Raw genomic sequence first — 16,350 nt, 5'->3', positions numbered from 1 at the left:
CCGCAGGCGGCGGACCGGTCCGGGGGGCGGACCGCGCCTCCCGGACCCGGCGGGGAGCCGGTACGGCCCCGGCCGCCGAGCCGGCTCCGAAGAGCCACTGCCGGGCCGTGGCGGCCGCGGACCGGGTCCGCCGCGGGTCTGTGCGCTGCCTGGAGCGAACCGGGGTGAACCGGGCCATAGTTGGCTGCGATGCGCCGCCCGATCGGTTCCCCCGCCTCCCGAGATTGGCCGGATGTCGCCGGTGGGGCACAGGTGGGGGCGAGGGATCACGGACATCCGGGAGCCGCCCCGGCGAGGGTGCGGCCGTGGCGGGATCCGGGCCGTTACGCGGGCACGTGTGCGGGGAACGCGATGCACGGAACCGTAACTCCCACGCACGGAATCCGTACCTCCGTAGGCGTCGGGTCCGACGCGCGCGGGCCTTTCGCGGAACGCCAGGTCGGGCGTGCACGCTCCGGCCTTTGCCAGGGGCGCATGCGCTCACGACGTGCGCGCTCCGTAGCCACTCCTGCGCGCCGTTGTCGTGGCAGCATGTCCGCAACGGCGCCGCGCGTTACCGGAGTTCTCCCGATAGCGCCCTGTCGCGCCGTTTTTGTCCACAGCCTGTGGAGGCGGCGATGCGTTGGTTGGTGGGTTGGAGCAGTATCGCCGCGAGCTTCGGCACGGCCGGAGCCGTCGGCGGCAGTGACGAGGGGCGCACGATGCACCCCGTGGGTTCCCAACTCCTGTGGGGCGACCCGGATCCGCTGTGGGCGGTGGGCGACTGGCGGCCCGACGAGATCCGTACCGTCCGGGTGGACACCGCCGAAGGCGCCCCCACCGCACGCCTCGCCGTCCTCGGCTGCTGCGGGGCCACGGACGAACAACTGCGCGTCGGTCTGCTCGCCGCCCGCGGCGGAGCCCTCCGCCACCTCACCGCTTGGACGGGCAGCTATACGGCCGTCGTGCAGATAGGCCGCCGGATCACCGTGGCCGGAGACCTCGCCGGAGCCCGCCCGGTCTTCTACACTCCCTGGGCCGGCGGGACGGCTTATGCCACCGCCGCGCTCCCCCTGGCCGACCTCATCGAGGCCCAGCTGGACATCGGCCACCTCGCCGCCCTGCTCGCCTGCCCGGAGACCCCGGAGGCGCTGCGCGACGGCACGCCGTACGAGGGCGTGAAGCGCATCCCGCCCGGGCACGCACTGATCCTGCGCGAGGGCTCGCGGGAGATCACGGGCTACGAAGCGGTGGCCTCCCTTGCCGTGGCCGCGCCCGAAGTCGACCCCGTGACCGCCGTCGAGGGGGTGCGCGACGCCCTGGTCGAAGCGGTGCGCGCCAGACTCCTGGCCCCGCGCCACGCCCCGGAGACGCTGCCGCCCGACCCCGGCCCGGTCCCCGGCATGGGCCCCGCCGAACGCCGCGCCGCCCGGGGCGCACCCGTCCCCGGAATCGGCTCCGACCTCTCCGGGGGCAGCGCGTCGGCCACGCTCGCCCTGCTCGCCGCCGGGCTTCCCGGCCTGCCCGGCACGATCCTCGGCCACGGCACGGGAGCGGGGGAGCGGCTGCTCGCCGTCACCTTCAACGATCTGACGACCCGCGCCCACGAGGACGAGCTCGAACGCGCCCGTCTCATCGCCGCCAACCCGAGGCTGCACCACGTCGTGGTCGCCGCGGGCGAAGAGGCGCTGCCCTACGCAGCCCTGGAGAACGGCCCGCTCACCGATGAGCCGGCCCCCTCCCTCGTCCTCGTCGAACGCCACCGCCGCCGCCTCTCCGCGGGCAGCGCGGACCATTTCGTGGGCGACGGCGCCCGGCAGGTGCTCGACGCCCACCCGGCGCGCCTCGCGGACCTGCTGATCGACCGCAGACGGCGCCATCTGGTGCGCCCGGTCGCCGCGCTCGCCAAGGCCGAAGGCCCGTCCGCGCACTCGCTGTTCGTGCCGCTGACCGTCTACCGGGCCGCCCGCCGGCTGGCCCGTACGTCCTACCGCACCGGACTCGAAGCCGCGGCCGACCGCTTGCCCGACGCCAACCGCCTCAGCCCCGACCTCGGCACCCCCGCAGACGCCTCCCTCGCCGCACTGGCGTGGTCCCGCCCGGGTCCGGCCGCCCGGTGGCTCACCGGAGAGGCGCTGGCCGAAGTATCGGTTCGTCTTCAGGAGGCGGCGATCCGCCCCACCTCGGTCCAGCGCCCCGGGGAGGCCCGGGCCCGAGCCTCCCTGGCCCGGCACGCCGCCGGTCACCGCATCCTGGAGCAGGCCGCCGAGATCCGCAGCCAGCGCCTGCACGCCCCCTTCCTGGACAACCAGGTCGTACGCGCCGCCCGCGCGCTCCCCGAATCCCTCAGGGTCCAGCCGGGCGCCCGTGCGGCGATCCTGCGCCGGGTGCTGGCGGGCGCGGGCATCCACGAGCTGCCGCCCGGCTGGGGCGCCCCGTCCCAGGCCACCTCGACCGCGGTCACCCGGACCGGCCTGCGCGCCTCGCTGCCCGAGCTGATCGCCCTGTTCGACGCCCCGCTGCTCGCCGACGCCGGCCTGGTCGAGGCCCGCGTCGTACGCAAGGCCCTGCGTGCGGCCTCCGAGGGGGAGCCCCTGCCCCTGGACGGCCTGGCCGACCTCGCCTCCACGGAACTGTGGCTGCGCCGCCTCGTGTCGCGGCGCGGAACCTGCTGGACGGGGACGGCGGCGCCCCGGCAGCGCGCGGTCGCCGGCGGGGTGGCACCGGCCCGACGCTCGTTGCAGGGGTAGGCGGCTCGGGCGGCTTCCCGGAGCGGCGGCGCGGCGCGGCTGGGGGCGATGTTCTCCGGCGCGTGCTGTGGGGGTGCGCCGTGGCTCGTATCGGGTGCGCCGGTGTCCCCCCCCCGCCGGTGTCCCCCCGTCCCCTCGCCCTCCCGTCCCCGTGCTTCGTGTCCCGTGCGCCCGGGACCGTCGCGTGAGCGGGGTGGGTCGTCCGATGCCCCGTTGTGCTGGGGCGGGACACAATGGCGGGGTGCGGTATCTGATCCTGGGCGTCACGGAGGCGCGAGACGAGCGCGGCGCGGCGCTGCCCCTCGGCGGTACGCGGCTGCGCGCCCTGCTCGCCGCCCTCGCCCTGCGTCCGGGCCGCGCCGTACCCGTCACCGAGCTCGTCGCGGATGTCTGGGCGGACCAGCCCCCGGCAGACGCCACCGCCGCGCTCCAGGCCCTCGTCGGCCGGCTGCGCCGGGTGCTGGGCAAGGACGCACTGGCCAGCGGCCCCGGCGGCTACCGCCTCGCCGCCCGCCCTGACGACGTCGACCTGCACGTCTTCGAGCGCCTCGCCCGGCAGGGCGGTGCCCAGCTGGAGGCCGGCGCCCCGGCGGACGCCGCCCGCACTCTGCGTACCGCACTCGCCCTCTGGCGCGGCCCCGCACTCGCCGATCTGCCCGACGGGGACCGCGGCCACGCCCTGCGCCCGGAGGCCCACCGGCTCGCCGCCCTGGAACGCCGGATCGAGGCCGACCTCCGCTGCGCGGCGGCACCGGGAGGGGGAGGGCTTGCGATACGGAACGGGGCCGGAGACACCCCCCACGCGGGCTTCGCCGCCGCCGGCCCGGGCTCCGCCGGGGAGCCCTCCGATGGCGCGTCCGCCCCTGCCCCCCACTCCGCCGCCCCTGCCCCCGACCCCGCCGCTCTCGTCGCCGAACTGACGGAGCTGACCGCCGCCCACCCGTACGACGAGCGCTTCCGGGCCCAGCTCATCCGCGCCCTGCGCGCCGATGGCCGGCAGGCCGACGCGCTCGCCGCGTACGAGGACGCGCGCCGCACCCTCGCCGACGGCCTCGGCACCGACCCCGGGCCCGAACTGACCGCTCTCCACCGGGAACTGCTCGCTCCCGCACCGGCCGCTCCCGCACCGGTCACCGCTGACCCGGCCACCCCCGCTCCGACCGGCACGTTTCACGTGAAACCGGCCCGGGGCAACCTCCGCCCCAGGCTCACCTCCTTCGTGGGCCGCGAGCCCGAGCTCCGCGCCCTCCGGGACGACCTGGCCCGGTCCCGGCTGGTCACCCTCACCGGCCCGGGTGGCTCGGGGAAGACCCGACTCGCCGAGGAGTCCGCAGCACGCGAGGGCCACGCCCCCGACGCCCCCTGCGACGTCTGGCTCGCCGAACTGGCCCCGGTGGAGGACCCCGAAGCCGTCCCGGGAGCCGTGCTGTCCGCACTCGGGCTGCGCGAGACGGCGCTGCTGCGGGACGGCAGCCACGACGGGCCTCCGCGCACCGAACCGGTGGAGCTGCTCGTCGACCGCCTGGGCTCGCGCGCCCGGCCGGTCCTCCTCATCCTCGACAACTGCGAGCACGTCATCGGGGCGGCCGCCGCCCTGGCCGAGACCCTGCTGACCCGCTGTCCGAGGCTCCGCGTCCTCGCCACCAGCCGCGAACCCCTCGGCGTCCCCGGCGAGTCCGTCCGACCGGTCGACCCGCTGCCCGCGGACCCCGCCCACCGCCTGTTCACCGAGCGCGCCCGAGCCGTACGCCCCGGCTTCGACCCCGCACACGAACCGGCGCACGATCCGGAAGCCGTCGCCGAGATCTGCCGCCGACTGGACGGTCTGCCGCTCGCCATCGAACTCGCTGCCGCGCGGCTGCGGCTCCTCGGGCCGCGCCAGATCGCGGACCGGCTGGACGACCGGTTCCGCCTGCTGACGGGGGGCAGCCGCACCGTGCTGCCCCGCCAGCAGACCCTGCGCGCGGTCGTCGACTGGTCCTGGGACCTCCTCGACGAGGACGAGCGCACCGCCCTGTGCCAGGTCTCCGTCTTCGCGGGCGGCTGGGACCTGACCGCCGCGGAAGCCGTCATCCGCAGCCCCGCCGGTCCCGGCCCGCACGCCTGGGGCGACACCGCCGACCTGATCGGCGCCCTGGTCGACAAGTCCCTGGTCGTCGCCGCCCCGGCCGCGGACGGCACGATGCGCTACCGCCTCCTGGAGACCATCCACGAATACGCCGTCGAACGCTGCGCCGAGAACCCGGACCTACGCGTCGCGGCCGGGCGTGCGCACACCGCGTACTTCACCGCGCTCGTCGAGGAGGCCGAGCCACGTCTGCGTTCGGCCGACCAGCTCCCCTGGATCCAGCGCCTGGAGACCGACCTCGACAACATCCGGGCGGCGCTTCACCGTACGACGTCCGCCGCTCTCCCCTGCGAACAGGACGCGACGCGACTGGTGCTGGGTATGGGCTGGTTCTGGTGGCTGCGCAACTACCGGCCCGAGGGCCTCTCCTGGGCCGAGCGGGTCCTGGCGCTCGGCGAGGACCCCGCCGACGAGACGGACCCCCGGTACTGGGACCGGATGAACCTCCACATCCTGTGGTTCTTCTACGCGGCGGAGCGCGGGTCGACCGACAGCGAGCAGAATGACGCGCGGTTCCACGCGTTCGTGGACCGGCTGGCCGACGTCTTCGCCTCCTCCGGACCATGGGGCACCCGGTTCCCCGGACTGCTCTGGCCGATGACCTCGTTCCTCACCGGAACGGCGGACGACGTGCGGCGGAAGATCGACCTGGCCGTCGACAACGCCCGTACCCACGGCGGCGCCTGGGAGTACGGCATCACCCTGATGTTCCGCACCCACATGATCGTCGACATGCCGGGCGGCATGCCCGGCGTCGACGACGACCTCGCCGAACTGCGCGAGCTGAGCCGCCGCGTCGGCGACCGTTGGATGCGTGCCCAGGTCGCGAGCGCGGCGGCCGAGGCGGGGATGATGCGCGGGCGCTACGACGAAGCGCGGGCGGCCTACGAGGAGGCACTGCTGCTCGCCCGCGAAGTCGGCGCCCATGCCGAGGCACCGTTCCTTCTGGCCCGGCTGGCCGAACTCTCCTACCGCACAGGCGACCTGACGGCCGCCGCCGAGCGGCTGGACCGCTCGGAGGCCGAGGCGGAGAGCCACCAGGTACGCGACGCCGCCGCGTACATCCACTACCTCCGAGCCACGATGGCCTTCCACACGGGCGATGTCACCACCGCCCGGCAGCACCTCGTCTCAGCCCGGAGCGAGGCCGGGCGCAGCGGATCACCCTCACACTTCACCGTGGCGCTGGACGGACTCTCGGCCCGGATCTCCGTGCACGAAACCGGGCCCGGGGGCGGCCCCGTCGCCGGGCTGCGCGGCTTGACGGCGGCCCTCGTCGCCGCGAGCGAGGCGCAGTGCGCCGAGATCGTCACCGGCTTCCTGGCGGACGGCGTGGCGACCGTGCTGCCGAGGGTGGGCCACCACGCGGCCACCGCACGCGTCCTGGCCGCCGCCGACAGCTGGCGGCTGTCCGGCCCCAGGACCCCGGCGGAACAGGCCGAGGTGGACACGGCCGAGCGGCTGGCCCGCAAGGAGCTGGGTGCGCTGCGGTACGAGGAGGAGCACGAAGCGGGCCTCGGCCTGAGCCTTGACGGCGTCATCGACCTGCTCCAGGGCATCACGGCAGAGTTGCCGGATCCGGAGGGCGGTGCAGCGAGGCATCCGTGACTCCGTGAGACGGGGCAGTGTGGCTTCCTCGACTCCGTAAGACTCGCAGCTGGGCTTCCAAGACCCCTTGAGGGTTCGTTGCCGGGCTTCCACGCCTCCTTGAGAGTTCGCAGCTGGCTGTCGTGACCCCGGAAGCGTCACAGCGAGCCTGCTGTGACCCCGCAGAAAGGGCGCGGGGCGGCTTCCCGCGGCTCAGCGGCAGCTGATGCGTGACTCGGCCCAGTCGGCGAGGGCGACCCCGCCCATCGGGGTCGTGGGCTCCACGACGAGCCGGATGCGCTCCTGGCCCTCGATGCCGACGCTCACCGGAACGGCCGGGTCGTCACCGTTCATCACCGGGGACTGCCACAGCCGCGCCCCGTCGCCGTTGAACACCGAGAACCGCACTGAGCCCAGGCCCATGGTCATGTCGTCCACGCCCACCATCGCCTCGTACCGCGTGCACGGGCGGTTCAGCTGAATGGAGACCGAGGAACGGCTGTGGACGGTCACCCCGTGGGCGTACTGCGTGCCGCCGATCGACAGGCCGGAACGCTGCCATGCCCAGCCGCTCTCACCGAGCATCACCTCGGGCCCGCTGTGATCGCCGAGCAGCGTGTAGTCCAGCTCGCTGACCTGGTACTCCTCCGGTGCGGGAGCGGGCGGCGGAGGCGGCGTCGGCGCCTCAGGGGTGGGAGTCTGGGTCGGCTTCGGCGCGGGCGGCGGCGGAGGGACGGGCTTCGGCGTCGGAGTGGGCTTCGGCGGTGGGGTCGGGGTCGGTGGGGGAGTGGGCGTAGGCGTGGGCGTGGGTTCCGGCGGCGTCGGAGCCGGGGGAGCCGGCGCGGCGGGCTTCGGCTCGGGTGCCGGCGGTGTCGGCGCCGGCGCGGCGGGCGCGACGGCCGGGGGCCGGGCAACCGGCTTCGCCTCGGGGCGCGGCTGGTCATTGCCGACCAGCGCCCAGACCAGCCCGGCCGCGGCTGCGACGGCGACCGCCGCCGCGATGCCGGCCTTCGCCGGGGCACCGAGCCCTTCGGAAGCGGCGGCGCCCCCGGCGGAACCCGCGGACGAGCTGCCCCCCGTCGCCGCGGCGGCCGCCCCCGCGCCGGCGGCACCCACGGCGCCACCCGCCACGACCCCCGCGGCCTTGAGCGTGTAACCGGCGGCGAACCAGCCGATGACGGCGACCGGCAGCAGCGCGGGAATCCCGGCGTTGACATGGGCCAGTTCGCCTGCGGCGAGCCGGCACTTCGCGCACTCGTCCAGATGTCCCCGAAGACCCCGCTCGGCCCGCACCCGCAGGCCTCCACGTGCGTAGGCGCCGAGCCGGTCCGCGTAGCGCGCGCAGTCACCGCCGGAGGTGAGCGCCTGGCTCACATGGGCCTGCAGATATGCCTGTTTGAGCCCCTCACGGGCGCGGCTGGCCAGGACCGACGTGGCGTTGGCCGTCAGTCCGAACAGCGGGGCGATGTCACTGGGCGACTCCTCCTCCACGGTGGTGTGCCACAGGACGGCCTGCCAGCGCTCCGGGAGGCTGCGGAACGCCTGCATCGCCATCGATTGCTCAGCCTCGTGCATCGCCATCACATCGGCGCCGAGATCGAGCGTGTCCGCGTCCGACACCTCCGAGGTGCGCGTCGCCTGCGCGGCGAACACGGCGAAGTCGTCGACCAGGTGCTCACGCTTCGCGGTCTTCGTCCACGCGGCCGCGACATGCCGGACCGCCGTCATCAGGTAGGCGCGCACCGCCTCCTCCGGCCCCTTGCCGCCCCGTACCGCCTGCAGGGTCCGGGCGAAGACCTCGGCCGTCAGGTCGTCGGCGGTGTGCGCGTCCCGGCAGCAGGTACGCGCGTAGCGGCGCACCGCGTCCGAGTGCCGACGGAACAGCTCCTCGTACGCGAGGTCGTCGCCCTCGCGCATCGCCTGGATCAACTGGGCGTCGGAGGAGGCGAGCCCGGAGGCGTCCCCGGCGGGCGCACTGAGGGGCGCCCGCTGCATGGGCACCGCGGCCGCGGCATCGATCGCGTCCGCGCGGCCCTCGTCCGGGAGGGGCGGCCATGGTCCGGGCAGTACGGTGCCGCCGTCCCCGTCGCCGGCTTCCCCGCGCCGCTGCCCGGCCTGGCTCGGCACCTGGTGCCCGGGCATCCCGCCCGTCTCCATGCCACCGGCGGCGACCACGCCGTCGAGCGACTCTTCCTGTTGCCCGTCACCGCTCATCGCGGACGCCCCCGTATGCGCTGTCGGACCCGAATACCGGGCTAGCGTGCCACAGAGCGCAGAAACGATGGCTCTGCGGCCCCGTCAACCACTCGTCCGGGGCGTTTTCCCGACTCCGAGCACTAGCGGGCACTCATTCGGGGGAGGGGTAACGGGTCTTGTTGACCGGGCAGTTGGGACGGACCACGACGAGAACGACGGAAGCGCCCCATCCGGACAGAGGGAAGTCCTGCCCGTGCCTGCTCCCGACCTGACGGGGAAGTCCTGCCGGTGTCCGTCCCTGTCCGGAGCGGAGACGCCCTGCCGGTGCCTGACTTCCATCCGGCGAGGGAAGTGCTGCCGGTGCGCTGGCCCTGTCCGCAGGGGAGAGGCCCTGCCCGTGCCTGTCCCCATCCGGCGAGGGAAGCCCTCCCCCTGCCTGCCCCCCATCCGGCGGGAGACGCCCTACCCTCGCTCGCCCCCATCGGGTGCGGGCATCTTGCCCTCATCGGTGCCGCCCGAGTGGAGGGAGGGCCCGCGCCGCCGTACGGGCGGGCGACGGACCGCCCGTGCCCGATTCATCCGGCCAGGGAGCGGCCCGCCCACCCGTAGTAGCCCATGCGGGGAACCCGGGCGCCCGTCAGCACAACCCGGACAGGGGCCGGGCCCGCCGACCAGCCCCGCCCCTACGCCCCGCGGTCACGCAGGCCGCGAGCGCAGTCCCTCCAGCAGGATGTCCAGCAGCCGGGCCGAGGCCGCCGCCTGCTGGTCCGCGTCGGGGAGTGAGGGCGCCGCTGTCGCGATGACCAGCAGTACATCGGCCACCGTCACATCGCGGCGCAGCTCACCGGACGCCCGCGCCCGGTCGACCAGCCGCCCCACGACCTCCAGCAGATCGGCCGCTCCGGCGCCCAGATCCTCGCCGTCGGCCTCCGGTGCGGAAGGGTGCTCGGCCACGCGCAGACCGGCCTGGACCGGAGCCTGAACGGTTTCCTGGCGCTGCTGGGGCACCCGGGGCTCCTCCCACGCCTCACCCGGGGCCCCTTCCGCGGTCCGCACGGCACCGGCGTCACCGACCGCGGACTCCTCGACCTCGACGCCGACCCGCAGTATCTGCGGCGGCAGCAGCCGCCCGGCGCCCGACGCCACCGACGTCCGCAGGAAGCGCGACAGGGCCGACCACGGCTCCTCCTCCTGCCCCAGCGCCGACCGGGCCTGATCGGTCAGCCGGGCCGTCTCCTCCTCGGCTATCCGGCGCACCAGCACGTCCTTGCTGGGAAAGCGCCGGTACACCGTGCCGACACCGACCCGGGCGCGGCGTGCCACGTCCTCCATCGGGGCGCCGTACCCCAGCTCACCGAAGACCTCGCGGGCCGCCCGGAGCACGTGTTCCAGATTGCGCTGCGCGTCCACCCGCAGTGGGGCCGAGCGGTTGTGTGCGCCGGTCCCGCCGGCATGGGCGCCGAGCGCGGCCCCCAGCGTGCTGGTCAGGGCTCCCGACGGTGCGATGGTCCCGCCGGTCCCGACTCCGCTCACCGTCCCGACTGCCCCGATCCGTCCGTTTCCTTCGGACGTGACCGCAGCAGTCGGCCAATGCGATTCCTGAATATGCATAACTGTTCCCCCGGTTATGACGTCTCCCCCCGGAGACTCCCGCCGTGTCAGTCGAGGGTGGACCGATGGTCACGTCCGGCACCCCGACGACATACGAACATAGTTGAGCGAGGGTCAATTCAGAAGGGGGCTGCCCGCCGGGAGCGTCATGCGGCCGGAGCGGCGAGGGGTCGGACATCGCGCCGCGCCCCCTCCACCGCCCTTTCCGTAACCCCTGACCTGCGGAGCTTCCGTAAATACGCCACTTCCGCACCCCACGGCCCGTACAGAACCTCCGGTCACACAATTTGCCGGGGCTGTGGACAAACTCCTGCGCACGTTGCGTCATGGAGTGGTGATGGCTTCAGATTCCGGGGGAACACCCCCCGGCCCCCCGCCGGGTGTGCGCATTCTCGTCGTCGGTGGGGGCTATGTCGGGATGTACACCGCGCTGCGTCTCCAACGGAAGCTGAAGCAGAGGCTGAGAAGCGGTGCCGCGGAGATCGTCGTCGTCACCCCCGACCCGTACATGACCTATCAGCCGTTCCTCCCCGAGGCCGCCGCCGGCTCCATCTCACCTCGTCATGTCGTCGTACCGCTGCGCCGGGTCCTGCCGCACTGCACCATCCTCGTCGGGGAGGCCCGGCGCATCGATCACAGCAAGCGCACCGCGACCGTCACCACCCTCGCCACCGACGAGGAGGGCACCGGCGCCGTGGAGATCACGTACGACGAGCTCGTCCTCGCCCCCGGCTCCGTCTCGCGGACCCTCCCCGTCCCCGGCCTCGCCGAGCACGGCGTCGGCTTCAAGACGATCGAGGAGGCCATCGGGCTGCGGAACCACGTGATCGAGCAGATGGACATCGCGTCCGCCACCCGCGACCCCGCCATCCGCGACGCCGCCCTCACCTTCGTCTTCGTCGGCGGCGGTTACGCGGGAGTGGAGGCGCTCGCCGAACTGGAGGACATGGCCCGCTACACCTCGCGGTATTACCACAACATCAAGGCCGAGGACCTGAAATGGATCCTCGTCGAGGCGACCGGCCGCATCCTCCCCGAGGTAGGGGAGTCGATGGGCAGGTACGCGGTCGGGGAACTGCGCGGCCGCAACATCGACGTACGCCTCGACACCCGGCTGGAGTCCTGCGAGGACCGGATCGCCGTGCTCAGCGACGGCTCCCGCTTCCCGACACGCACGCTCGTGTGGACCGCCGGAGTGAAACCCGCCCCGCTGCTCGCCGCCACCGACCTGCCCCTGAACGAACGCGGCCGGCTCGTCTGCACCGCCCGGCTCACCGTCGACGGGGCCGAGCACGCCTGGGCCGCGGGCGACGCCGCCGCCGTCCCCGACCTGACGGCCGCCGAACCGGGCAGGGAGACCGCCCCCAACGCCCAGCACGCCGTCCGCCAGGCCAAGGTCCTCGCCGACAACCTCGTCGCCGCGATCGACGGCCGCCCGCTCAAGGAATACCGGCACAGCTACGCCGGTTCCGTTGCCTCCCTCGGACTCCACAAGGGCGTGGCGCATGTGTACGGACGCCGGCTCAAGGGCTACCCGGCCTGGCTCATGCACCGCACGTACCACCTGAGCCGCGTCCCGACGTTCAACCGGAAGGCCCGGGTGCTGGCCGAATGGACCCTCGCCGGGCTCTTCAAGCGCGAGATCGTCTCACTCGGCTCCCTGGAACATCCCAGGGCCGAGTTCGAAATCGCCGCAGGCAAGCGCCCGCGGCCGGACGACGGCGACTGTCAGTAGGGTCCGGCACACTGGACGTGTGACCATAGGTGGGCTCACATCTGCACAGAGTGACCCGGCAGGCCGCCACCGACAGTGACCACCGAGGTAGACCGTTCCAGGGGCGACCGACCGCCGGCACCCACGGGTGACGCCCCGGCGCAGGAAGCAACCCGCCCGAGCGGACCAGACCGACACACGAGGCAATGGATTCCGTGAACTTCACGCGTTGGAGCGCCCGCCTACCCGGTACGCAGCGTAAAACCGTCCGCGACGACCGCAGTCCCGTACCGGCCGCCCGCGCCGAGTTCGCCCGGGCCGACACCCGGCCGGGCCCTGCGGCCGGCGATCCCGACGGCCCCGCCACCCGCGTCACCGCAGCCGCGCTGGAGGACCTCTCCGCCCGCGACATCCTCAGCCGGCTCCCCGCCCTCGTCGCCCTGGTGCACGGCCCCGACCACCGCATCGCGTACGTCAACGACGCCTACTCCACCGCGTTCGGACCGCGCCCCAGCGGTGTCCCCGCGGTCGAGGCGATGCCCGAACTCACCGAGCTCAGCCTCCTCCCCCTGATGGACCAGGTCCTGCGCAGCGGCACGCCGCGCACCGTCAAGTCCCGCAAGGCCGCCAGCGGCAACTCGTACACGGTCACCTGCACCCCCGTACGGCACGACAAGGACAAGGGACACGGCGAGGACAAGGGGCACGAGAGCGGTGTCCTCGTGTACGCCGTCGATGTCACCGACCACGCGGAAGCGGCCGAGCGGCTGCGCACCAGTGAGAGCCGGCACCGTGAAACGGCCGTCACCCTTCAGCGCTCGCTGCTCCCGCAGGAGCTGGAGCAGCCCGACGACCTGCGGATCGCCGCCACCTACCAGCCGGGCGGCACGGACGCCGCGGTCGGCGGCGACTGGTACGACGTCATCACCCTCGGGGCGGGCCGGACCGCGCTGGTCATCGGGGACGTGATGGGCCGCGGGGTGCGCGCCGCCGCGGTGATGGGTCAGCTGCGCACGGCCGTGCGCGCCTACGCCCGCCTCGACCTCCCCCCGCACGAGGTGCTCCAACTGCTCGACGGGCTCGCCGCCGAGATCGACGCCAGCCAGATCGCGACCTGCGCCTACGCCGTCCACGATCCCAACGAGGGCCTGCTGGTCTACGCCTCCGCGGGTCACCTCCCGATCCTGGTGCGCGACGAGGACGGCACCGTGCGCCGCGCCGCGGACCCGACGGGTCCCCCGCTCGGCACCGGCGGCTGGATCCACACCTCGGGCACGATCGCGCTGCCGCCCGGCTCCACCGCCGTCCTCTACACGGACGGCCTGGTCGAGCGCAGGAGCGAGGACATCGACGAGGGCGTGGCCGCGCTGGAGCGGGCGCTGTCGGGGGCGAAGGGCTCGCCCCAGGTGGTCTGCGACCGTCTGATCCGCTCCCTGAACGTCACGGCGGAGCACGACGACGACGTGGCCGTGCTGGTCGTCCAGCACCCCGCCCGCACGGGCCCGACGGCGGAGCTGTTCCACAACGCCTCGCTCGATCTGCTCGGCGGCGTCGAAGCGGCCCCGCGCGCCCGTGCCTTCGCGACGGGCGTGCTGACCTCGTGGCGTTTCCCGATGGAGCTGTGCGACCTCGGCGTCCTCGCCGCCGGTGAGCTGGTGGCCAACTCCCTGCAGCACGGGACGCCGCCGATGCGCCTGGGCCTGCGGCGCACGGACCGCCGACTGATCATCGAGGTGACCGACGGCGACGACCACCTGCCGCGCCGCCGCCGGGCGGAGCCGGGTGACGAGGCGGGCCGGGGCATCACGATCGTCGCGTCGATCGCCACGTCCTGGGGCAGCCGCCGCACACCCGGCGGCGGCAAGGCGGTCTGGTGCGAATTCGCCCTGCCGCAGTAGCGGACGTCAGCGGACGGCGGCGACCGGCGCCGGCATGTCCGTCGACGCGTTCTCCGGCAACGACACGGCGACCACCCGCGACGGCACGGCCGCGAGCGAAGGCTGGTCCTGTACGGGGGTGAGCCGCTTGCCCAGCCGCAGCGCCAGCACCGTGATGCCCAGCGAGAAGAGCACGAACGTCACGATGTACGGCCCGTGCAGCGAGGCCCCCATCGGGCCGCCCACAGCGGGCCCGACCGCCAGCGCCAGCTGCTTGCAGAGCGCGAACGCCGAGTTGTACTGACCGACCATCGACTCCGGCGCCAGGTCGGCGACCAGAGGGGCGACGGTCGGCGACAGCATCGCCTCACCGAGCCCGAACAGCGCGTACGTGGAGATCATCGCGGCGGTCGCCATGGTCTGGCTCCCGTGACCGAGACCCGCGTAGCCCGCCACGATCCAGGCGAACGCCCAGATCAGGCCCACCGAGGCGATGACCCGGCTGCGCTTGCGGCGCTCCACCAGGCGCAGCACGACGAACTGGGCCACGACGATGACGGCGGTGTTGGCGGCCAGCGCGATCCCGAGCGTCGAAGGCTGGATTCCGGCCGCCTCGGTGCCGTACGCCGCGAGACCGGACTCGAACTGCCCGTAACAGGCGAAGAACACCACGAAGCCCAGCACGCACAGCTGCACCATGGCCCGGTGCGAGAGCAGCACCCGCAGCCCGCCGCGCGGAGCGGACTCGCCCGCCGTCGCCTCCTCCGCGACGACAGGGGTACGTGGCATCCGCACGGTCGCCGCGATGGCGCCGAGCACGAGGAACATCACCGCTTCGATCAGGAACAGCAGCGTGAAGGACGAGGCCCGGCTGGTGTCCACGATCAGCCCGCCGACCAGGCCGCCGATGCCGAGGCCCAGGTTCTGAAGGAAGAACTGCATGGCGAAGGCGCGGGTGCGGGTGGCGGTGCCGGAGCAGCGGACGAGCATCGTGGCGAGGGCCGGCTGCATGACGGCGGTACCCGCGCCGAGCACCGCCGCCGACACGACGGCTGCGGTGACCTGCGAGGAGACGCCCAGCGCGGCAGCGCCCAGGGAGGCGACGACCGAGGCGACGACCAGCACGGGCAGGGGCCCGCGACGGTCGATGGCCCGGCCGGTGAACGGCAGGACGGCCAGCGCTGCCATGGCGAAGACCGCCAGTACGACTCCCGCCGTACCGGCACCCAGATCCCGTACCTGCGCCACGTAGACGTACAGATACGGAACGGTGAACCCCAGCCCGAACGCGCTCAGCGCGCTCCCCAGCTGGATCCGCCGCAGTGCTGCACCCATTTCCCTGGTCACACTCACCTACCTCAAGGTCTCGAAACCACGTTCGTCGAATGACTCGAACCCGAAGACTTTAGCACTAAAGTTAGAACGTCAACAATACAGATTGAAGGACTTCGACGGCCATGGAGGGCGTGCCATACTGCCCGCCATGTCCGACACCACCGAGCCCGAGCTCCAGGAGCCGAGCCTCGACGAGCAGATCGCCGCCTACCAACGCGAGTTCCGCGACCTGGACCCCCAGGTCGAGCAGGTCGTCTCGGCCCTCGGCCGGCTGAACCGCCGGATGAACGTGGCGTACGGACGGCAGGTCGCCGCCCTCGGCATCAGCAACGCCGAGTGGGAGGTCCTCAAGACCCTCGTCCTGTCCGGCGCCCCCTACCGGCTGGGCCCGGGGGAGCTCGCCAAGCGGCTCGGCCTGACTCCCGCCGCGATGACCCACCGCATCGACCGCATGGCGGGCGAAGGACTCGTGACCCGCGACCGCGACGAGAACAACCGGGTGCGGGTCATCGTCGAGCTGACGGACGAGGGCCGCACGAAGTGGCTGGAGGCGATGCGGATGGCCACGCAATTCGAGGAGGACCTGCTCCAGGACCTCTCGGGCGACGAGCGCGGGGTCCTCGGCGAGATGCTGATCCGCCTCCTGCGCCGCGTCGAGCACGCTCAGCCGGATGCCGGCGGCCGCCTCACCGACCTGGGCTGAGACCGACCCGTCGGGCCTGTCCGGGGAGGGGTTGACACGCCCCGCCCCGGTCCGTAAGGTTCTTCGAGTTGTCACGGAGCCGGACGGTTCTTCGACAGCCACTCCGCCGCGTATGCGGCAACCAACTCTCAGCATGATCTCCCACTCGGGATCGATTTCGGCATGCCGGAATTGATTGCGATGACTCGATTATGAGTCGCCGGGAAAATTCGCTAGAGTTTGGACGTCGGAACGGCCCAACAGCCGGAAAGACAAATCCCGCTGACTGGGAATCAGGCACGAAAGAGTCTGATAGAGTCGGAAACGCAAGACCGAAGGGAAGCGCCCGGAGGAAAGCCCGAGAGGGTGAGTACAAAGGAAGCGTCCGTTCCTTGAGAACTCAACAGCGTGCCAAAAGTCAACGCCAGATATGTTGATACCCCGACCTGCTTCGGCAGGTTCGAGGTTCCTTTGAAAAGTCCTGGCAGACC

General features: G+C 73.2%; 8 protein-coding genes. 5 read left to right on the top strand and 3 right to left on the bottom strand.

The features are described from left to right. Positions 1–617 precede the first annotated feature (617 nt). Both E6R60_RS31645 and E6R60_RS31640 read left to right on the top strand, forming a co-directional pair. A complete protein-coding gene (locus tag E6R60_RS31645) occupies positions 618–2,729 on the top strand; it encodes an asparagine synthase-related protein (protein WP_136330151.1) in 2,112 nt (703 codons plus the stop codon). 241 nt (positions 2,730–2,970) lie between these two features. Next, a complete protein-coding gene (locus E6R60_RS31640; protein ID WP_136330150.1) occupies positions 2,971–6,465 on the top strand; it encodes a BTAD domain-containing putative transcriptional regulator in 3,495 nt (1,164 codons plus the stop codon). A gap of 192 nt (positions 6,466–6,657) precedes the next feature. Here E6R60_RS31640 and E6R60_RS31635 read toward each other — a convergent pair whose 3' ends face one another. Beyond that, on the bottom strand, positions 6,658–8,658 hold the full coding sequence (locus tag E6R60_RS31635; RefSeq protein ID WP_136330149.1) for a sigma-70 family RNA polymerase sigma factor: 2,001 nt from the start codon (positions 8,656–8,658) through the stop codon (positions 6,658–6,660). A 678-nt stretch (positions 8,659–9,336) separates the two neighbouring features. Next, positions 9,337–10,251 (bottom strand): helix-turn-helix domain-containing protein, encoded by a 915-nt coding sequence (locus E6R60_RS31630; protein ID WP_136330148.1) that lies wholly within the window; start codon positions 10,249–10,251, stop codon positions 9,337–9,339. A 337-nt stretch (positions 10,252–10,588) separates the two neighbouring features. On the opposite strand from E6R60_RS31630, the gene E6R60_RS31625 reads away from it, so the two are divergent. Together E6R60_RS31625 and E6R60_RS31620 are read left to right on the top strand one after the other, a co-directional pair. Beyond that, positions 10,589–11,986 (top strand): NAD(P)/FAD-dependent oxidoreductase, encoded by a 1,398-nt coding sequence (locus tag E6R60_RS31625; protein WP_136330147.1) that lies wholly within the window; start codon positions 10,589–10,591, stop codon positions 11,984–11,986. A 194-nt stretch (positions 11,987–12,180) separates the two neighbouring features. Next, positions 12,181–13,863, top strand: a complete 1,683-nt coding sequence (locus E6R60_RS31620; RefSeq protein ID WP_136330146.1) for a SpoIIE family protein phosphatase — start codon at positions 12,181–12,183, stop codon at positions 13,861–13,863. Positions 13,864–13,869: 6 nt separating this feature from the next. Here the strand turns inward: E6R60_RS31620 and E6R60_RS31615 are convergent, their stop codons facing one another. Beyond that, the gene (locus E6R60_RS31615; protein ID WP_136330182.1) at positions 13,870–15,177 is read right to left on the bottom strand and encodes an MFS transporter; all 1,308 of its coding nucleotides are present in this window, start codon (positions 15,175–15,177) and stop codon (positions 13,870–13,872) included. 148 nt (positions 15,178–15,325) lie between these two features. On the opposite strand from E6R60_RS31615, the gene E6R60_RS31610 reads away from it, so the two are divergent. Beyond that, a complete protein-coding gene (locus E6R60_RS31610) occupies positions 15,326–15,880 on the top strand; it encodes a MarR family transcriptional regulator (RefSeq protein WP_136330145.1) in 555 nt (184 codons plus the stop codon). Positions 15,881–16,350: the final 470 nt, after the last annotated feature.

It is taken from the genome of Streptomyces sp. A0642, assembly GCF_004795105.1.
Lineage (GTDB): Bacteria > Actinomycetota > Actinomycetes > Streptomycetales > Streptomycetaceae > Streptomyces.
This window is presented reverse-complemented; position numbering and strand designations above follow the sequence as displayed.